The 19589-nt window shown below is 68.6% G+C and carries 18 protein-coding genes; 15 read left to right on the forward strand and 3 right to left on the reverse strand.

All coding sequences use genetic code 11. The annotated features are described in order from the left end of the window. Nucleotides 1-64: 64 nt before the first annotated feature. Complete coding sequence (locus tag ACX9TP_RS21595) at nucleotides 65-808, reverse strand: hypothetical protein (RefSeq protein WP_482981612.1); 744 nt, start codon at nucleotides 806-808, stop codon at nucleotides 65-67. A gap of 5 nt (nucleotides 809-813) precedes the next feature. Next, entirely contained in the window at nucleotides 814-2970 is a 2157-nt protein-coding gene (locus ACX9TP_RS21600; RefSeq protein ID WP_482981613.1) for a PilZ domain-containing protein, read from the reverse strand. A gap of 397 nt (nucleotides 2971-3367) precedes the next feature. Here ACX9TP_RS21600 and ACX9TP_RS21605 point away from each other — a divergent pair, with 397 nt between their 5' ends. The 5 genes from ACX9TP_RS21605 (at nucleotide 3368) to sdhB (ending at nucleotide 9536) form a co-directional block, all read left to right on the forward strand. After that, nucleotides 3368-3925 carry a histidine kinase gene (locus ACX9TP_RS21605; RefSeq protein WP_482981614.1) on the forward strand — a complete coding sequence of 186 codons (558 nt, stop codon included), beginning with the start codon at nucleotides 3368-3370 and terminating at the stop codon, nucleotides 3923-3925. A 351-nt stretch (nucleotides 3926-4276) separates the two neighbouring features. Next, on the forward strand, nucleotides 4277-5575 hold the full coding sequence (gene icd, locus ACX9TP_RS21610; protein ID WP_482981615.1) for an NADP-dependent isocitrate dehydrogenase: 1299 nt from the start codon (nucleotides 4277-4279) through the stop codon (nucleotides 5573-5575). 27 nt (nucleotides 5576-5602) lie between these two features. Then, nucleotides 5603-6547 (forward strand): malate dehydrogenase, encoded by a 945-nt coding sequence (gene mdh / locus ACX9TP_RS21615; RefSeq protein ID WP_206728044.1) that lies wholly within the window; start codon nucleotides 5603-5605, stop codon nucleotides 6545-6547. Between the two features lie 223 nt (nucleotides 6548-6770). After that, complete coding sequence (gene sdhA / locus ACX9TP_RS21620) at nucleotides 6771-8648, forward strand: succinate dehydrogenase flavoprotein subunit (RefSeq protein WP_482982205.1); 1878 nt, start codon at nucleotides 6771-6773, stop codon at nucleotides 8646-8648. 81 nt (nucleotides 8649-8729) lie between these two features. Further along, the gene (gene sdhB / locus ACX9TP_RS21625; protein WP_482981616.1) at nucleotides 8730-9536 is read left to right on the forward strand and encodes a succinate dehydrogenase iron-sulfur subunit; all 807 of its coding nucleotides are present in this window, start codon (nucleotides 8730-8732) and stop codon (nucleotides 9534-9536) included. A 150-nt stretch (nucleotides 9537-9686) separates the two neighbouring features. Here sdhB and ACX9TP_RS21630 read toward each other — a convergent pair whose 3' ends face one another. Further along, entirely contained in the window at nucleotides 9687-10817 is a 1131-nt protein-coding gene (locus ACX9TP_RS21630; protein ID WP_482981617.1) for a S41 family peptidase, read from the reverse strand. A 328-nt stretch (nucleotides 10818-11145) separates the two neighbouring features. Between ACX9TP_RS21630 and sucC the strand changes: the two genes are divergently transcribed. The 10 genes from sucC (at nucleotide 11146) to ACX9TP_RS21680 (ending at nucleotide 19572) form a co-directional block, all read left to right on the forward strand. Then, the gene (gene sucC / locus ACX9TP_RS21635; RefSeq protein ID WP_482981618.1) at nucleotides 11146-12306 is read left to right on the forward strand and encodes an ADP-forming succinate--CoA ligase subunit beta; all 1161 of its coding nucleotides are present in this window, start codon (nucleotides 11146-11148) and stop codon (nucleotides 12304-12306) included. Between the two features lie 36 nt (nucleotides 12307-12342). Then, complete coding sequence (gene sucD, locus ACX9TP_RS21640) at nucleotides 12343-13242, forward strand: succinate--CoA ligase subunit alpha (RefSeq protein WP_482981619.1); 900 nt, start codon at nucleotides 12343-12345, stop codon at nucleotides 13240-13242. 43 nt (nucleotides 13243-13285) lie between these two features. Beyond that, nucleotides 13286-13723, forward strand: coding sequence for a nucleoside-diphosphate kinase (gene ndk / locus ACX9TP_RS21645; RefSeq protein ID WP_163988575.1), 438 nt, complete (start codon nucleotides 13286-13288; stop codon nucleotides 13721-13723). A gap of 201 nt (nucleotides 13724-13924) precedes the next feature. Beyond that, entirely contained in the window at nucleotides 13925-15058 is a 1134-nt protein-coding gene (gene rlmN, locus ACX9TP_RS21650) for a dual-specificity RNA methyltransferase RlmN (protein WP_482981620.1), read from the forward strand. 87 nt (nucleotides 15059-15145) lie between these two features. Continuing rightward, nucleotides 15146-15409 carry a 30S ribosomal protein S16 gene (gene rpsP / locus ACX9TP_RS21655; protein WP_163988571.1) on the forward strand — a complete coding sequence of 88 codons (264 nt, stop codon included), beginning with the start codon at nucleotides 15146-15148 and terminating at the stop codon, nucleotides 15407-15409. 20 nt (nucleotides 15410-15429) lie between these two features. Continuing rightward, entirely contained in the window at nucleotides 15430-15729 is a 300-nt protein-coding gene (locus tag ACX9TP_RS21660) for a KH domain-containing protein (protein WP_482981621.1), read from the forward strand. Further along, nucleotides 15726-16325: a ribosome maturation factor RimM gene (gene rimM / locus ACX9TP_RS21665; RefSeq protein ID WP_482981622.1), complete on the forward strand. Its 600-nt coding sequence runs from the start codon at nucleotides 15726-15728 to the stop codon at nucleotides 16323-16325. Before ACX9TP_RS21660 ends, rimM begins: the two co-directional genes overlap by 4 nt. Beyond that, nucleotides 16322-17065, forward strand: a complete 744-nt coding sequence (gene trmD, locus ACX9TP_RS21670) for a tRNA (guanosine(37)-N1)-methyltransferase TrmD (protein ID WP_482981623.1) — start codon at nucleotides 16322-16324, stop codon at nucleotides 17063-17065. Before rimM ends, trmD begins: the two co-directional genes overlap by 4 nt. A gap of 119 nt (nucleotides 17066-17184) precedes the next feature. Further along, nucleotides 17185-17574: a 50S ribosomal protein L19 gene (gene rplS, locus ACX9TP_RS21675; protein WP_163988562.1), complete on the forward strand. Its 390-nt coding sequence runs from the start codon at nucleotides 17185-17187 to the stop codon at nucleotides 17572-17574. A gap of 96 nt (nucleotides 17575-17670) precedes the next feature. Further along, the gene (locus ACX9TP_RS21680) at nucleotides 17671-19572 is read left to right on the forward strand and encodes an AAA family ATPase (protein ID WP_482981624.1); all 1902 of its coding nucleotides are present in this window, start codon (nucleotides 17671-17673) and stop codon (nucleotides 19570-19572) included. The last annotated feature ends 17 nt before the right edge of the window (nucleotides 19573-19589 follow it).

Genomic DNA, 19589 nt, shown 5'->3' on the forward strand with positions numbered 1-19589 from the left:
GTCACGGGCGCCGCGGGCACTCTCGTGCCCGTGACGCCCGGGAGACTTCAGGACGTGTGGAAGCTCAGGCCGCGGCGGACTTCAGCAGCTGCTCGGCGCGCTCCACGCAGTCGGCCATGAAGTTCAGGTAGATCTCCAGCGCGCGCGCGCCGGTGCGGCCGATGATGGGGGCCGCCTCGGGCACCTGGCCCAGCAGCTTGCCCAGCATGTACTCGTTGAGCGCGGTGTGGCCCACGTCGATCTCCGCGTGCTCCTTCACGAAGGACATCGCCTCCATGATGTCCTCGCCGAGAACGCGCTTGGCCTGGTCCATCAGACCGGGGGCGAAGACCACGGACAGGTTCTCGATCTCGTACTCGATGGCGACCTGCGAGGCCGGCATCGGACCGACGATGGTCTCCTCGTGGATGGCGCGGTAGTCCTTCATCGCCTGGGTGGGGGCCTGGGCAATCAGGGCCTCCGCGTCCAGCTTGGGCGTGCGGTGCTTGTTCCACCGGGCCACGAGGGACTTGGTGTCCTCGATCATCATCAGGTGATGACCTTCCTCGTGCTTGGCGTGGGTGGTCAGCTTCTCGCCGACCTCGACCAGGCCCATCTTCACCGTCGCCTCGCCCGCGCGGCGGATCCACCCGTCCACGGGCTCCGTCATGTACACGCCCAGGGAGTTGAGCTGGATGAGGAAGCCCTCCACCAGCGCCGGATTCACGTTCGGGTCCAGCAGGGCCTTCAGCGCGGGGTTCGTCTTGAGACGCTCACGCGCCTCCTTGACGTGCGGGACGTACAGCTCCTCCACGAGTTTCTTGCTCATTTCAATTACCCCTGGCGAGTGGTGTGAGCGCTGCGGCGCCCGATGGTCAGTTCACTGATGTGCTCGAGGAAGTCCGGGATCAGCTTCGAGGAGATGATCCACATGTACGGATCAGGCCCCGCGTGGATGCCGGCTTCCTGCACGTAATCCCCCCCTTCGTCCTCACAGATGTAGTGGAACGAAGTGCGACGGCGCGCGGCGTACCAGCGACGGGCAGCATCGACGAGCGCGACATAAGCGGACGGCCCCGCCTCGGTGAGCGGGAACAGGCGGGCCATGTCCAACAGGCTGTAGAGGTTGGTGCCCAGCTGGCCCAGCTCCACGACGACGGCCGCCACCGGAACACCGCCGCGGCGCGCGACCAGGATTTCGCGCTCACGCTCCAGGCCGAACTCCTTCCAGCGGGCCTGGACGGGGCGCAGCTCGATGCGGTCTCGCGTGAAGTCGAGCGCCTCCAGGTAGCAGGTGGGGCGCGTGCGGGCGATGGTGTCCGACAGCAGGGTCAGCTCGTTCGGCGTGGCGGAACCGACGGAGATTCCGTCGAAGGTGCGGCCCGTCAGCTCGTGGCTGAAGACGTCGAGCATGTGGACCTTGCGGGTGAAGGCCAGGCCGGCGCCCGTCTCCATCTGCCGCTCGGCGTAGCGCACGTGCGCCTTCGCAATCCACGGGTTGAGGGCCTCGACGTAGGCCACCACCCACTTGAAGTCCGGGTCGCTCTGCGGGTGCTCGAAGGTGCGCAGGTACAGGTCGCGCATGATCTGCCCCGGCTCCGTCACGTTGGAGGGCGGCTTGCCCGGGCGCTTGGCGACCTGGTGCCCCATCCACGCGTGGCGGTAGGGCTTCATGAAGGACAGCGTCGCCTCCAGCCCGCGCTCGGACGGCCACACCGCCTGGCAGAACAGCTGCGGAATCTCGGCGGCCTTCTTCGCCATGGTGCGGAAGGCCAGGCGCAGCTCCTCGAACTCCTCGGCGGACTTGCCCGCCAGGCTGAAGAAGCCGGAGCGGGTGAAGAGGTCCCACAGCCCGTCCTCCAGGTTCTCACTGGTGCGGGTGTTGGGGGAGGCCGCCTGCGACACGAAGCGCACCCAGCGCGCCTCGTCGGAGGAGTAGGGCAGCACGCTCAGTCCGCACAGCACCGTGCCGTCCGCGCGCATGCTGCTGACGTAGCGGATCTCCCCGCGCAGGGTGATGATCTGGCCGTTGTCCGTGTGAAGCTCGAGCATGGGCGGCAGCAGGCCCGGGAACACGAGGTCCTCGGGGCGGCAGCGCACGCACATGCCGGAGAAGGACAGGTCCACCACCTCGCGGGACAGCTCGCCCAGCTCCCGCCACAGCGGGTGGTGGAAGCGCACGCTGACGCCGGCGGGGGCCTGCACGCGGCGGTGCCACCGGTGACGGATGCGGAAGAGCTTCTCGGGCAGCGGCGTGAAGAGCCGCTCGCCGTCGGCCGTGCCCACGTCCAGCTTCATCCGGTACGCGCTGTTGTAGCCGATGACGTCGATGTCGAAGGGCGCCTCGCCCCACTCGGCCACCGGCTCCTCGGTCCGCCACTCCAGCTGCGACGTGGAGGGGTTGAAACGCTCGAGCACCATGCGCACCGTGCGGCCCATGCGGCGCAGCACGGCCTTGTTACCGGAAGCGCAGGTGGCCACCAGGATGGAGCGCACGCGCTCGGCCTGCTCGATGGTGTCCTGCACCGGCAGCACCGACGCGGCCGGCTCCGCCACGCCGCGCTTCAGCGCGTCCGCCAGCAGGGAGAGGATCTGCCGACCCTGCTCCAGCGTCACGCCCACCAGCTGCAGACCCACCGGCGCGTTCGGCGTCTCCGCGTCCGTGCGGATGAACGCACCGCGGATGGGGCCGAGCGTCACGCCGCAGCCGGACAGGTACACCGGCATCGTCCGCGACTCCGACATGTCCACCGGGCCGTGCGGCATCACCCACACCACCGTGGGGGACAGGCGCGTCACCTCGCCAATGGACATGTCCGGCGTCCCCAGCGAGCAGGTGATGGCGTCCGCGCCCGTGCCGTGCAGCGAGTAGCCCGAGTCATCCAGGGCCGCCTCGGCCGGCGGCAGCGGAATCACATTGAAGAGAGCATCACGGCTGACGAACTCCAGCGTCCGCTTGGTGGAGTTGGAGTGCGCATTTCCCCCTTCCATAGGCAGGAGCCCCCTTCTCCGGTGCTGAGGAACGCCTGATGCGGATGTCGAAGTTGCAAGCACAACAGTCCCTCCCTGCTCCAGCGGTTCTGCGGTAGGCGGCGAATCGCTATAGGTCCGCATCATACGGATTCAGAAGGAACAGTCAAACCGAATTTATCCAGCCACGCTGTTTTCTGGCTGTCGGGAATGTAGGGCTGTGGGTCGGGGGTGACAGAACCTTTTTCCGATTTCCACGAAGAGTGAAGGCTCAGGAGTGAACAACATCACGGCGATGTTGTCGCGCAACTGTAATGTCACAAGTCGGGCACGCTGTGCGTACTTTCTCGTAGTGAAATGGAGATCGTCAGCCCCTGTCGTTAGAGTTGCTCCAGTCGGCCAGCGGGAGAGGTGAGGGATGAGTGCTGCAGTGAGCACGACGGGTGGGGCGCAGTCGGGAGAGCAGCTCCAGCAGGGCGCAACGGGGCGCGTCCCCGCACTCGCGCTGGTGGATTCGCCTGATCGTCCCCAGGTGGACGTGGCGGAGATGGCTCGCGGCGCGGTGGAATTGCTCACCGCCACGCGCCGCCTCCATGGAGTGGAAGTCGCCCTGGAGCTGCCGGAGGACGCCGTCCCCGCGCGCGTCAGCAGCCGGCGCATGCAGCAGGTGATGCTGCTCCTGCTGGCCCACGCCGCGGACGCGGCGAACGGGCAGGGGGTCCGGCTGGTGGTGGACGCTCCGGATGACTTCGGGGACGTGGGCCCGCGCTTCCAGGTGGTGGCGCCCGGGGCCTCGCTCTCGGAGCGCGAGGCCCAGGCCGTCTTCCTGTCGCCCATGCTGGTGGGGCCGCTGCACCGCCGGCTGGCCCGCGCGCGGGAGCTGGTGGAGTCCGTGGGCGGCACGCTGGAAGTGGCCCGCGGCGCTGGCATCACCGTGACGGTGGAGCTGCCCGCGCCCGGCATGTCCAGCTGGTAGTCGCGGTGCCCGCCGCGGTGATTCCGCGGTGGAGGAAGTGAAGAGGCCCTGGAGGACTGCTGCGCTCGCGCCGGTCCTCCATTCCCCACGCATCCACGGCCGCTGCGCATGGAAGCGGCCCGCTGGAAGGAATGCCGCGCCTGGCGCCGGTCCTCGCTCTGCATCGCGCCTCCGTCTACTGCTTTATAGGGGGCTGTGTCCGGGGGCGCGTGGCGGACGTCCGCGCCTTTGCCGCTGGCTCCGATAAGTCCTGCAACCTGGGCGGTCGGCCAAACTCCTTGACGGGAGGGAGCGGGTTTTCGACTATCCCGCGCCTCTTCTTACACGGCCACACCTTCCAGGAGTACGCCCATGGCGCCCCCGTCTTCCGGAGAGAAGATCTCCCTGCAGAACGGCAAGCTGTCCGTGCCAAACAACCCGATCATCCCCTACATCGAGGGCGATGGTACCGGCCGCGACATCTGGCGCGCGTCCCAAGCGGTCTTCGATGCCGCGGTCGAGAAGGCCTACAAGGGCCAGAAGAAGATTGCCTGGTACGAGGTCCTCGCCGGCGAGAAGTCCTTCAAGCAGGTCAACAACTGGCTGCCCGACGAGACTGTCGAGGCGTTCCGCACGTACCTCGTCGGCATCAAGGGCCCGCTGACGACGCCGGTGGGCGGCGGCATCCGCTCGCTGAACGTGGCGCTGCGCCAGATGCTGGACCTGTACGTCTGCCTGCGCCCGGTGCGCTACTTCAAGGGCGTCCCCAGCCCGGTGAAGACGCCGGACAAGGTGGACATGGTCATCTTCCGTGAGAACACGGAGGACATCTACACCGGCATCGAGTTCGAGGCCGGCACGCCCGCCGCGGAGAAGTTCCTGGGCCTGCTCAAGCAGGAGTTCCCGAAGGAGTTCGGGAAGATCCGCTTCCCCACCAACGTGGGCGTGGGCCTGAAGCCCGTCTCCAAGGAGGGCAGCGACCGGCTCATCCGCGCCGCCATCCAGTACGCGGTGGACCACAAGCGCAAGAGCGTCACGCTGGTCCACAAGGGCAACATCATGAAGTTCACCGAGGGCGCCTTCCGCAAGTGGGGCTACGAGCTGGCCGCCCGCGAGTTCGGTGACAAGGTCTACACCTGGGACCAGTGGGAGGTGACCAAGGCGGCCAAGGGTGAGGACGCCGCCAACGCCGAGCAGAAGGCCGCCGTGGCCGCCGGCAAGGTCATCATCAAGGACTCCATCGCGGACATCACCCTGCAGCAGGTGCTCACGCGTCCGGACGAGTTCGACGTCATCGCCACGCTGAACCTCAACGGCGACTACCTGTCGGACGCGCTCGCGGCCCAGGTGGGCGGCATCGGCATCGCCCCGGGCGGCAACATCAACTACGTCACGGGCCACGCGGTGTTCGAGGCCACGCACGGCACCGCGCCGAAGTACGCGGACCAGGACAAGGTGAACCCGGGCTCGGTCATCCTCTCCGGCGAGATGATGTTCCGGCACCTGGGCTGGCACGAGGCGGCGGACCTGATGATCAAGGGCATGGACCGCGCCATCGCCAACAAGACGGTGACGTACGACTTCGCCCGCCTGATGAAGCAGGAGGGACAGGGCACGGTCACCGAGGTGAAGTGCTCGGAGTTCGGTCAGGCCATCATCAAGAACATGTAGTCCCCCTTACTGAGAGAGGACGAATCCATGGCTCAGAATCGCAAGAAGAAGATCGGCCTCATCGGCGGCGGCCAGATCGGTGGCAACCTGGCGCTGCTCGCCATCCAGAAGCAGCTCGGCGACGTGGTGCTCTACGACATCCCCGCGGCCGAGGGCATGGTCAAGGGCAAGGCGCTGGACATCAACCAGCTGTCCGCGGTGGACGGCTATTCCTGCCGCGTCACCGGCACCACGGACTGGAAGGACGTCGCCGGCTCGGACGTCATCATCATCACCGCCGGCGTGCCGCGGAAGCCGGGCATGTCCCGTGAGGACCTGCTCGACATCAACCTGAAGATCATGAAGGACGTGGCGGCCAACATCAAGCAGCACGCCCCCAACGCCTTCGTCATCAACGTGGCGAACCCGCTGGACGCGATGGTGTTCGCACTCCACAAGATCGCCGAGCTGCCGAAGAACATGGTGGCGGGCATGGCGGGCGTGCTGGACACCAGCCGCTTCAAGTGCTTCGTGGCCGAGGAGCTGGGCTGCTCCATCCGCGACGTGGAGGCGCTGGTGCTCGGCGGCCACGGCGACGACATGGTGCCGCTGGTGCGCCACAGCACCGTGGGCGGCGTGCCCCTGACGCAGCTCATCGCCAAGGACCGGCTGGACGCCATCATCAAGCGCACCCGCGAGGGCGGCGCCGAGCTGGTGGCGCTCTACAAGACGGGCAGCGCCTACTTCGCGCCCGCCGCGTCCTCCATCGCCATGGCGGAGAGCTTCCTCTTCGACCGCAAGCGCGTGCTGCCGGCCGCGGCCCTGCTGGAGGGCCAGTACGGCATCAACGGCTACTTCTTCGGCGCCCCGGTGCAGATCGGCGCGGGCGGCGTGGAGAAGGTCATCACCGTGGAGCTGGACGGTGACGAGAAGGCCCAGCTGGAGAAGTCCTTCCAGTCGGTGAAGAAGACGGTCGACTCGGTCAAGCTGTAGGCCGTACCGGGCGCGGGCGGCCCGCCGGAGGTCTCCGGCGGGCCCCCAACGCCTGATGCCGTGGATGACGCCGCCTTATCCTGGCCGGCGCCTTCATTGCGGCGGAGTTTCATCAAGTTATCTAGCCTGTAGATCTCGCACGGGATGTCCGAGCCCTGGCGCGCCACACGGCGAGTCGGCTCACGACGGCAGCGTCGGGCATCCGGCAGTCAAGGAGACGATGATGGCAGCAGCAGCGCGGTTCACGGTGGTGGGCGGCGGTCTCGCCGGGCTGATGACGACGATCAAGCTCGCGGAAGCAGGCCACCAGGTGGATGTGCTCTCGCTCGTCCCGGTGAAGCGTTCCCACTCCGTTTGCGCCCAGGGCGGCATCAACGGCGCGGTGAACACCAAGGGAGAGGGCGACCATCCGGACATCCACGTGAAGGACACGCTGCGCGGCGGCGACTTCCTCGCGGAGCAGACGTCCGTGAAGGGCATGTGCCACGCGGCCCCCGGCATCATCTACCTGCTGGACCGCATGGGCGTGACGTTCAACCGGACGCCCGAAGGTCTGCTGGACTTCCGTCGCTTCGGCGGCACGCTCCACCACCGCACCGCCTTCGCGGGCGCCACCACCGGCCAGCAGCTGCTCTACGCGCTGGACGAGCAGGTGCGCCGCTACGAGTCCGAGGGCAAGGTCACCAAGTACGAGTACTGGGAGTGGCTCGGCACGGTGAAGGACGAGGGCGGGCGCGTCATCGGCAGCGTGGCGGTGGACCTGCGGACCATGGAGATCCGCACCTTCCCGGCGGAGGCCGTGTGCCTCGCCACCGGTGGCCCGGGCATCGTCTTCGGGCGCTCCACCAACTCCATCATCAACACCGGCACCGCCGCCGGCCGCGCCTTCATGGAGGGCGCCATCTACGCCAACGGCGAGTTCATCCAGGTGCACCCCACCTCCATCCCGGGTGAGGACAAGCTGCGCCTGATGAGCGAGTCCGTGCGCGGCGAGGGCGGCCGCGTCTGGGTGCCCCGGAAGAAGGGCGACCCGCGCAACCCCCGGGACATCCCGGAGGCCGAGCGCTTCTACTTCCTCGAGGAGAAGTACCCCAAGTACAAGAACCTGGTGCCCCGCGACGTGGCCACGCGCGAGATCTTCATGGTCTGCCGCGACATGGGCATGGGCATCGGTGGCAGGGACGGCGTGTACCTGGACGTCACGCACATCCCGGCCAAGACGCTGGACGCCAAGATCAAGGGCGTCATGGAGATCTACGAGAAGTTCGTGGGAGACGACCCGCGCGTCACGCCGATGGTCATCTTCCCGGGCATGCACTACTCCATGGGCGGCCTGTACGTGCAGTTCGAGGCGGACCCGCGCACGCAGACGCCCGCCGAGGGCAGCCCGAAGAACCAGTCCACCAACATCCCCGGCCTGTATGCCACGGGTGAGGCGGACTACGCGTTCCACGGCGCGAACCGCCTGGGCGCCAACTCGCTGCTGTCCTGCATCTACTCGGGCATGATTGGCGGCCCGGCGATGGCGGCCTTCGCGAAGAACAACGCCACCAGCGCGGCGGCCATGCCGGAGAAGTACTTCCAGAACGCGAAGAAGTACTGGGAGGACCGGTTCGCCACCATCAAGAAGATGGCGGGCCCGGAGAACCCCTACGCGCTCGCGAAGGAGCTGGGCGACATCATGACGGAGAACTGCACCGTCGTCCGGTACAACGACCGGCTGAAGAAGACGGTGGAGAAGGTCCGCGAGCTGAAGTCGCGCTGGGCCAACTGCAACGTGCTGGACACCGGCAACGTGGCCAACCGCGCGCTGTCGTACACCAACCAGCTCTGGAACATGCTGGAGCTGGGCGAGGTCATCGCCACCAGCGCGCTCCTGCGCGACGAGAGCCGGGGCGCGCACTACAAGCCCGAGTTCTCCCTGCCGGAGCCGAAGTCGAAGGACCCGCGCGAGGACGCCGACTGGATGGCGCTGTGGCGCAAGCGCCACGAGAAGTGGGCGAAGACGACGATTGCCAAGCACAGCGAGCAGGGCCCGCAGATCTCCTACGAGGAGATTCCCACGCCGGTCCTGGAGCCCGAGCCCCGCTGGTACGCCTGAGCCGGGGTACTCATTCTTCTGGGGGCCCGCGCCAGCAGGGCGGGCCGCCGTAACTGATTGGGAAGTGAAGGGTCGAGCGACATGGACACTGCACAGGCAACCGCCGTCACCACCAGGACCGTCACCTTCCGCATCTGGCGGCAGGATGACCCGAACAAGCCGGGTCACTTCGACGAGTTCAAGGTCCCGTACACCAAGGGCGCCAACGTCATCTCGTGCCTGATGGAGATCCAGCGCAACCCCGTCACCGTGGAGGGCAAGAAGGTCGCCCCGGTGATCTGGGATGCCGCGTGCCTCGAGGAGGTCTGCGGCAGCTGCGCGATGAACATCAACGGCCGGGTGCGCATGGCCTGCTCGGCGCTCGTCGACAAGCTGGAGCAGCCGATCACGCTCGAGCCGATGAGCAAGTTCCCCGTGGTCCGCGACCTCACCGTGGACCGCGAGCGCATGTTCGACGCGCTCAAGCGGGTGAAGGGCTGGATTCCGGTCGACGGCACCCACAACCTGGGGCCGGGCCCGCGCCAGTCGCCCAAGGACCAGTCCGTCATGTACGTGCTGTCCACGTGCATCACGTGTGGAAGCTGCCTGGAGGCGTGCCCGCAGGTGACGCAGGGCAACGACTTCATGGGCGCCGCGGCCATCAGCCAGGCCCGCCTGTTCAACATGAACCCGACGGGCAAGATGCAGTCCGAGGAGCGCGTCCGGTCGCTGATGGGGCCGGGCGGCATCCAGGACTGCGGCAAGGCGCAGAACTGCGTGAAGGTCTGCCCGAAGGAGATTCCCCTCACGACGTCCATCGCGGTGATGAACCGCGAGGTGACGAAGCTGATGATCAAGGACATCTTCTTCAAGGAAGAGGAGCAGAAGAGCCACGGCGGTCCGGGGTAGTCCACCCGCCAGCTTCCGCTCTTCCCGCAGCGAAGCGGCCCCGTGCTGGCGTCCTCAGGACGCCGGGCGGGGCCGCCGCCGTTTCAGGCGCCGGAGCGGAGGTCCTCGGCGGCGCCATGCAACGGACCTGCGGGCAGGGATGGCACCTCCCTACGGCTTCGTGTCGGCACCCAGCGGCTTCGTGCCGGCGCCCAGCGCCTTGAGGGCCTCGTCGACATCCTCCGCCTGCATCGGGTCCTCCGCGCGCTTCGCCAGCGCGGTGAGCGCGGCCACGTGCGCGGCACGCAGCGCGTCCGCCGCGGGCACCGGCATGTCCGGTTTCACCCCCACGCCCTCCCAGCTCGTCTTCGTCAGGGCATGCACCGTCTGCCCCATGGGCACGCCCACGACAAAGTGGTCGTCGACGGGCAGGGCCACGCTGGGGTTGGCGCCTCCGTGCGTCGTCTCCCCCACCACCCGTGCCCGCTTGCGCGCCTGGAGGTCATACGCGAGCGTCTCCGCCGCGGAGAAGGTGTCCCCGTCCGTGAGGACGTAGACCTCCTTGTCGCCGCCGTACCGGCCGGCCACCGGGACAGCGGGTGTGTGGAGCTGCTGCTTCGGCCGGCCCTTCCACAGCGTGTCGAGCACGTGCGTGCGCTCCGGCAGGAGCCAGCCCAGGTACAGCGCCGCCAATTCGTTGTCTCCGCCGCCATTGCCGCGCAGGTCGATGATGAGCGCGTCCGTGGCGGACAGCAGGCGCATGGCCGCGGCGGCGGCTTCGCCGGCGTACTTCGGCTCGGGGAGGCTCGTCAGGCGCAGGTAGCCCACGTTGCCGTCCAGCCGCTCCACGCGGCCGATGCCATACGCCTCGCGAAGGGCCATCCGCCGCCGTCGCTCCTCGCGCCCGGCGCGGAACTTCTCGACCTCGGGCGGCGCGGGCTCCCACGGCAGGGGCAGGTTCCGAGGCACGGGCTGCGGGCTGTAGATGACGACGAAGTGCGCGTCCTGGCCGTCCTTCACCAGGTGCTCGGTGAGCACGTGGGCCAGCTCCCGGGGCTCGGTGATGGCGTCGTAGTCGCCGCGCTTCAGCCGGGAGCGCAGCAGCCGCTCCGCCAGGGCCGCCTTCTCCGCCGAGTAGTGGCGCGCACGGACCTGGGCGATGGCTGCCTCGACGATGCGGGTGCGCGCCTTCGCATCCAACGCCGGGGGCTCCTCCGCGCCCTTCGGTGCCTCGGCCGACAGGGCCGGGGTCGGCGCGATGAGGAGGCACAACCAGAGCAGCCGCCATGGACGGAAGGACATGCGCGAGGACTCCCAGGTGGGACGGGCAGGGGACGGACGCCCGTCCTTCCCATCGAACGCCCGGGGGAATGTTCCATACCGGCCCCCGCGTGCCCTCCAGGGCAGGTGTCGGCCGCGTCACGCGTCCTCGCGCCTCCCTGGATGCCACACGGCCGTGAAGCCGGGCTCATCCTGGCGGACAATCCTGGTTATCTCGTGTGCATGGGGCTGCACGGAGCGGTTCCGTCGGGGTCAAACGGCCTTGCCATCCGTCGGTTTCTGCGCAATGAGGGCCCCGCGCTGACGCCTCTTGTTAAAGGCCGTCTCCCTCGTCCCAATCGGAGCCTCGATGAAGATCCACGAGTACCAGGGCAAGGAAATCTTCCGGAAGTACGGCGTGCCCACGCCGAAGGGCATCCTCGCGCTTTCGCCCAAGGAGGCGGAGGCCGCTGCCAAGCAGCTCGGCACGCCCGTGGTCGTCGTGAAGGCCCAGATTCACGCCGGCGGTCGCGGCAAGGGCGGCGGCGTGAAGCTCGCCAAGAGCCCCGCCGAGGCGAGGGAGCTCGCCACGGCGATGCTGGGCATGAAGCTGAAGACCATCCAGACCGGGCCGGAAGGCCAGACGGTCCACAAGGTCTACATCGAGGAAGGCCTCGCCATCGGCCAGGAGCTGTACCTCGGCGTGACGCTGGACCGCGCCACCAGCCGCATCACCTTCATGGCCTCCCGCGAGGGCGGCGTGGAGATCGAGGAAGTGGCGGAGAAGCACCCCGAGAAGATCCTCCGCGAGTCGGTGGACCCGGCGGTGGGCTTCACCGACTTCCAGGGCCGCAAGCTCGCCTTCGGCCTGGGCCTCACCGGCCCCACGGTGAACAAGTTCGTCCAGTTCTGCTCCTCGCTCTACAAGATGTTCATGGAGACGGACGCCTCCATCGTGGAGGTCAACCCGCTCGTGGTCCTCAAGGACGGCGGCGTGGTGGCGCTCGACGCGAAGGTGAACTTCGACGAGAACGCGCTCTACCGGCACAAGGAGCTGCTGGAGTACCGCGACCTCGCCGAGGAGGAGCCCCGCGAGACGCAGGCCAAGGAGTGGGACCTGGCCTACATCGCGCTCGAGGGCAACATCGGCTGCATGGTGAACGGCGCGGGCCTGGCCATGGCCACCATGGACACCATCAAGCTGGTGGGCGGCAGCCCGGCCAACTTCCTGGACGTGGGCGGCGGCGCGAGCAAGGAGAAGGTCACCGCGGCCTTCAAGCTCATCCTCGCCGACCCGGCCGTGAAGGCCGTGCTCGTCAACATCTTCGGCGGCATCATGAAGTGCGACGTCATCGCCGAGGGCATCATCGCCGCGGCGAAGGAGGTCCAGCTCAAGGTGCCCCTCGTGGTCCGGCTGGAAGGCACCAACGTGGAGAAGGGCAAGGAGCTGCTGCGCAACTCCGGGCTCGCCATCACCCCGGCGGACAACCTTCGGCAGGCGGCGGAAAAGGCCGTCGCGGCCATCAAGTAGTCCGGCCCTCCGCCAACACTTTCCAGAAGGAACGCCATGAGCATCCTCGTCAACGAAAACACGAAGGTGGTCTGCCAGGGCATCACCGGCTCGGCGGGCTCGTTCCACTCGAAGCAGATGCTGGAGTACGGCACCAAGCTCGTGGCCGGTGTGACGCCGGGCAAGGGCGGCACCGACTTCGAGGGCAAGGTCCCCGTGTTCAACACGGTGGCTGACGCCGTGAAGCAGGCGGGCGTCAACACCTCCGTCATCTTCGTGCCGCCCCCCTTCGCCGCGGACTCCATCATGGAGGCCGCCGACGCGGGCATCTCCCTCATCATCACCATCACCGAGGGCATCCCCGTCAACGACATGGTGCGCGCCAAGCGCTACCTGCAGGGCAAGCCGGGCGTGCGCCTCATCGGCCCCAACTGCCCGGGCGTCATCACGCCGGGCGCGAAGTGCAAGATCGGCATCATGCCGGGCCACATCCACAAGCCGGGCCGCATCGGCGTGGTGTCCCGCTCCGGCACGCTGACCTACGAGGCCGTGCACCAGCTCACCCAGCTGGGCCTGGGCCAGTCCACCGCGGTGGGCATCGGTGGTGACCCGGTCAACGGCACGGACTTCGTGGACGTGCTGAAGCTCTTCCAGGCAGACCCGGAGACGGACGCCGTCATCATGATTGGTGAGATCGGCGGCGACGCCGAGGAGCGCGGCGCCGAGTACGTGGCCCGCGAGTTCACCAAGCCCATCGCCGGGTTCATCGCCGGCCAGTCGGCGCCCCCGGGCAAGCGCATGGGCCACGCCGGCGCCATCATCTCCGGCGGCAAGGGCACGGCGACGGAGAAGATGAAGGCCATGGAGGCCGCCGGCTTCCTGATGGCTTCCAGCCCCGCCGAGCTGGGCACCACCCTCCAGGAGGCCCTCAAGCGGGGCGCTCCCAAGAAGCGCTGAGTCGCAGCGCCAAACACCCCAACGAGCACAAGGAGCCAGTCACATGGCCATCGAGCGCACGCTGTCCATCATCAAGCCGGACGGTCTGGAGAAGGGCGTCATCGGGAAGATCATCAGCCGCTTCGAGGAGAAGGGTCTGAAGCCGGTCGCCATCCGGCTGCAGCAGCTCTCCCAGAAGGAGGCCGAGGGCTTCTACGCCGTCCACAAGGCCCGGCCCTTCTTCAAGGACCTGGTGCAGTTCATGATCTCCGGCCCCGTGGTCCTCATGGTGCTGGAGGGCGAGAACGCCGTCCTGGGCAACCGCGACATCATGGGCGCCACCAACCCGGCCCAGGCCGCCGCCGGCACCATCCGCAAGGACTTCGCCACCAGCATCGACAAGAACACGGTGCACGGCTCCGACAGCCTGGAGAACGCGAAGAACGAGATCGCGTACTTCTTCCGGGAGACGGAGATCCAGCCGTACCCGTACCAGAAGTAGTCGGCGGGCCCCGCTTCCGAGGGGCCGCTGTTCCCGGCCCGAGTCCGCGCCTGCGAAGGCCCGGGCCCGGGCCGTTGTTCATCCAGGAGACGGGTCTGGAAGCGTCCACCAGGCGGGGAGGGGAGCGTGCGCTCCTTTGACTTGCCCGGCCCAGGTGTGGGAAGGGACGCCCTCCGGCCCACCGTTTACAGCCCAACGACGATGTCAGAGACCTCCGCTACCACCCTGCCTGTCACCGAGCCGCTCCCGGCGCCCGCGCCCGCGAAGCTGGTGGACGTGGCCAGCCTGTCGCTCGAGGGGCTCACCCGCTTCGTCACCGAGACGCTGGGCGAGCGCGCCTTCCGTGCCCCGCAGATCTACCGCTGGCTGCACCAGCGCGGCGTCACCTCGTTCGACGAGATGACGGACCTGTCCAAGGCGCTGCGCGAGAAGCTCAAGGCGCGGGCGGAAATCGTCCCGCTGGTGAAGGACGCGGAGCTGCGCAGCACCGACGGCACCATCAAGTACCGGTGGAAGACGCGCGACGGCCGCTTCATCGAGTCCGTCTACATGCCCTCCGAGGACCGCAAGACGCTGTGCGTGTCCACCCAGGTGGGCTGCGCCATGGCCTGCGGCTTCTGCATGACGGGCACCATGGGGCTCAAGCGCAACCTCACCCCGGGCGAAATCGTGGCCCAGGTGCACGCCGTCAACCGCGAGGTCCGCAAGAACGAGGGCCTGGAGACGCTGCGCCCGCTCAGCAACCTGGTGTTCATGGGCATGGGCGAGCCCCTGCACAACTTCGAGAACCTCAAGACGGCGCTCTCCATCCTCCAGTCGCAGGACGGGCCGAACTTCAGCCACCGGCACATCACCGTCTCTACGGTGGGGCTGGTGCCCATGATCGAGCGCTTCGGCCAGGAGACGGACGTCAAGCTGGCCATCTCCCTCAACGCCAGCACCGACGAGCAGCGCAGCAAGACGATGCCCGTCAACCGCAAGTGGAACATCGCGGCGCTGCTGGACGCGTGCCGGAAGTTCCCCCTGCGTCAGGGCCGGCGCATCACCTTCGAGTACGTGCTCATCAAGGGCTTCAACGACGCCGACGAGGACGCCCACCGGCTCATCGAGCTGCTCAAGGGCATTCCGGTGAAGGTGAACCTGATTCCGTACAACGAGAACCCCGGCCTGGGGTTCCACACCACCGGCGAGGAGCGGGCCGAGCAGTTCCGCGCCATCCTCGCCGATGGACACATCGGCGCCTACATTCGCAGGAACCGGGGTCGGGACATCGCCGGCGCCTGCGGTCAGCTCGCCAACCAGGGCGAGTCCGCCCCTGCCGAGGGCACGACATAAGGTCCCGAGCTTCCTTGACAATCCAGCGGGGGCGGCGGTAAGAGCGCCCCCCTTTCCCAAGATGTAACCTGTTCGTTGGAGCAACTCATGGCCGTCGTCCTCCGTCTCGCCCGCGCGGGCGCCAAGAAGAAGCCGTACTACCACGTGGTCGCCACCGACTCCCGGAACCCCCGGGATGGCAAGTTCATCGAGGCCGTGGGCGCGTATGACCCCAACCTCGAGCCCCCCAAGGTGGAGTTCAACGAGGAGCGGCTGAACTACTGGCTGAAGACGGGCGCGACGCCTTCCGAGACGGTGGCGGACCTCATCAAGGTCGCCGCGAAGGCCAAGCCGGCCGCCCCCGCGGTCTGAGCCCGCTGCACCGAGCAGACGTGGAGCAACTTCTCACCTATCTCGCGCGGGCCCTGGTCGACCAACCAGACCAGGTCGGCCTGCGCGTGTCCGAAGCGGAAGGCGCCCGGCTCTATGAGCTGAAGGTCGCCCCCGAGGACGTCGGCAAGGTCATCGGCCGTGACGGGCGCACCGTGAATGCCCTCCGGACGCTGCTCAACGCCGCTGCCCAGAAGGACGGGCAGAAGGTCCGTCTGGAAATCCTCGATGACCGGCGCAACGCGGCCGGCGCGCCTGGCGCCGCGGCCGTGCCGCCCGCGACACCGGACACCTCGCGGTGACGCCCCCGCCCACCCTCGAGCTCGGCTACGTGGCGCGAGCGCACGGGCTGCGCGGCGAGGTGGCCATCCGCACCTTCGACCCGGCCTCGGAAGCGCTCGACGTCGTCGAGCGCCTCCTGCTGCACACCCGCTCCGGCGAGCAGCGCGAGGTGTGGCTGGAGGCCGTGCGGCCCACGCCCAAGGAGAACATCGTCGTCCTGGAGGGCGTGGAATCGCGAGAGGCAGCCGAGGCGCTCGTGGGCGCCAAGGTGTTCGTCTACCGCGAAGACCTGGAGCCCCCCGCCGAGGGTGAGTTCTTCCAGGGAGACCTGGTGGGGCTCCTCGCCGTGGACGAGTCCGGCGCGGAGCTGGGCCGCGTGGAGGAGATCTGGTCCACCGGCGAGGTGCCCAACATCGTCATCCGCGCCCCGAAGCGCCCGGAGCTGGTGGTGCCCTTCGCGGACGAGTTCGTCCCCAGCGTGGACCTCGCCACCCAGCGCATCGTCATCCGCCCGCCCGAGTACGTGGAGGTGGGGCGCCCCGGCAAGGAGCTCCCGGCGGTGGCCGCTGCTGCCCCCACGGGCAAGACTGAAGAGGACTCCGGGGACGGGGCATGAGCGCGCCGTACCCGGTGGAGATCCTCACGCTGTTCCCGGGCATGGTGTCCAGCTACCTGGGGGCGAGCATCCTCGGGAAGGCCCAGGAGAAGGGCCTGCTGTCCGCCACCGTCACCGACGTGCGCGAGTACGCCGAGGGCAAGCACCGTGTTACCGACGACGCGCCCTACGGCGGCGGGGCCGGCATGGTGATGAAGCCGGATCCGCTGGTGGCCGCGATCGAGGCCGCCCGGGCGCGGCAGCCGGGCGCGAAGGCGCTCTTGATGAGCCCCCGCGGCCCCACCTTCACCCAGGCCACGGCGCGTGAGCTGGTGCGCCACGAGGCCGGGTTGATCCTCGTCTGCGGCCGCTACGAGGGCGTGGACGAGCGGGTGATGGCGCACCTGGATGGCGAGCTGTCCCTGGGCGACTTCGTGCTCACCGGCGGCGAGGTGGCCGCCCTGGCCGTGGTGGACGCGGTGGCGCGGCTGGTGCCCGGGGTGCTGGGCAACGTCGACTCGTCCGTCACGGAGAGCTTCGAGGAGGGGCTCTTGGAGCACCCCCAGTACACCCGCCCGCCCGTCTTCCGGGGCAGCGAGGTGCCCGCCGTCCTCCAGTCCGGGGACCATGCGCGCATCGCCCGCTGGCGCCGCTGGAAGTCGCTGATCCTCACCCGGGAGCGCCGGCCGGACCTGTTCGCCCGCCTGCAGCTCTCGGCCGCCGACCAGAAATTGCTGGCTCGTCGGGAGGAAGACCTGTAACCCTGAGCGTTCCCAGCGGGTTGGCTCACAGTGGGCTTGTCCGACACTGCTCTCTCTGGTAGTACGGCCCGCTCTTTCACGCGCCCCGCGCGTAAGTTTCCGATTTTCCGGAGTCCGTCATGCGTAACGCCGCCATTCAGCACGTCGAGGCCAAGTTCCTGCGCCAGGACGTCACCGCTTTCCGTCCTGGTGACTCCGTGCGCGTCCACTGGAAGGTGAAGGAGGGCGACAAGGAGCGCGTGCAGGCCTTCGAGGGCGTCGTCATCCGGCTGAGCGGCCGCGCCCACCGCGCCACGTTCGCCGTGCGCAAGATGTCCTTCGGCGTCGGCGTGGAGCGCATCTTCCCGCTGCACAGCCCCCGCTACGAGCGCATCGAGGTCCTCTCGCGCGGCGATGTGAATCGCAGCCGCCTGTTCTACCTCCGCGACCTCAAGGGCAAGGCCGCCCGCGTGGACGTGCAGGAGGAGCCGACGCCGACGCCTTCCAAGAAGGCCGCCGCCAAGGCCTGATCGCCTGCCTGCCCGGAAGGGCACAGGGGCTGTTCATGAAAAGGAGCGTCCGATCCCGGGCGCTCCTTTTTTCATTCGCGCTAACATGCGCGGGCCATGCAATTCGCCGAGGTCGCCGTCCAGAATGTCCGGGGCTTCTCTCCCGCGGGGCGCTTTGCGCTCAAAGCCGGGTACCTCGTCCTCAAGCCGCCCACGGCCGAGGTGAGTCCCCTCGCGGGCCTGTCGCTCGCGCTGCTCTTCGCCGACGGGCGCGGCGGTGACGCCAGCTTCCTGGCGCCGGGCGCGAAGACGGGCAAGGCGGCCCTCACCTTCGTCGGCGTGGACGGCGTGACGTACCGCGTGCTGCGCGAGCTGGGCGGCTCCGGGACGCTGCACCGGATGAACAAGGCCACGCAGCAGGCGGAGCTGGTGTCCTCGGACACGTCGGAGATTGGCCAGTTCCTCCGGGGCCAGACGGGCCTGCCTCCGCGCACCACCTTCGAGCAGGTGTACTGCCTGCAGGCGGGGCAGCTCCCCTCGAGGCGCCCGCGCAAGGCCGCCGCCGCCGCGAAGCCGGACCCCAAGGCGTCCGGGAAGTACCCCTCGCTGGCGTCGGCGTCCACGGTGGCCCCCGCGGAGGACCTCCCCGCCGCCGAGGCGAAGCTGCGCGCGCTGGAGCAGGAGCTGGTGGGCTCCACCGAGGTGGATCAGCTCCAGTTCAAGGTGGACGGCCTGACGTCGGAGGTCTTCCAGACGGACCAGCGCCTCAAGGGCACCGAGGGGCTGAAGGTGGCCATCGCCGAGGCGGAGGCCTCGTGGCGGGCGGCGCCCACCCCGGAGTCGCTCGGGCTGCCGCAGGACATCCGCAACCGCGTGCAGCGCCACCCCAAGGTGGTGGCCAGGCGCGACGAGGCCCTGGCCCGGCTGCACCAGGAGCGGGACACGGAGGCGGACGTGGTGCCTCCGTCCGTGGCGCCGCTCAAGGAGAACCGCGCCTTCTGGGCGGGGCTGGGAGCGGGCGTGCTCTTCCTCGCGCTGGGGGTGGGGCTGGGCATCAGCGTGGACAAGACGCTCCGCTACGTCACCCTGTTGGACATCCCCGCCTTCGGCGTGGCCGCCTTCATGGCGCTGCGCCACGTGGACGAGCTTCAGAAGGCGTCCCGCAAGGGCACCAAGGACAACCGCTACGAGGCCCGCGAGAAGAAGATCCTCGACGAGTTCGAGGCCGAGGCCGCGCCGCTGCGCATGGCGCAGAAGGCGCTCGGCGTGGAGGAGATCGAGGAAATCACCCCCATGCTGGAGCGCAAGGAGCTGCTGGCCGCGCGCGTGGTGGAGCTGAAGGAGCAGCTGGCCGCCATGGAGGCGGACCCGGAATACCTGGCGGCCATCACCCGGCGGCAGGAGCTGAAGGACGAGCTCGAGGCGCTCAACGTGGAGCTGACCCAGAAGGGCTCCTACGTGCGCGACGTCCGCGAGGTGGAGCGGGAAATCGGGCGGCTGAAGGAGTCCATCGCCCTGGCCCGGGCCCCACGCCCGGCCGCCGCCCCGGGGCCTGATGGCGCACCGGCGCCGGTGGAGGCGCTGGAGGACCCGTCCCCCGTGCTGCTCTCCCAGGCCGCGGACATCTTCACCACGGACGTGTCGTCCGTGCAGGCGATGCTGAAGGACCGCTGCCTCCAGTACCTCACCGCGCTCACGGACCGGCGCTACCAGGGCATCGAGTGGGACCGCGAGGGGCGGGCCTTCGCGCTGGCCCCGGGCAAGCGCATCCCCGTGGGCGAGCTGCCGCCGAAGGACCTGGACCTCTACTACCTGGCGCTGCGGATGACGGTGGTGGAGAAGGCCAGCGCGCGGGTGAAGCGTCCCTTCCTGCTGGAGGACGTCTTCGCCGGCATGGAGGAGGTGAAGCTGCCCCTCATCGCTCGCATGCTCAAGCACCTGGGCACGCTCACGCAGGTGCTGCACGTCACCGGGCACCCCGGCTTCGCGCAGATGTCGGACGGCACCGTTAGCGTGTAGTCCGACGCGGCGGGTTG

Source organism: Pyxidicoccus sp. M15, assembly GCF_056858435.1.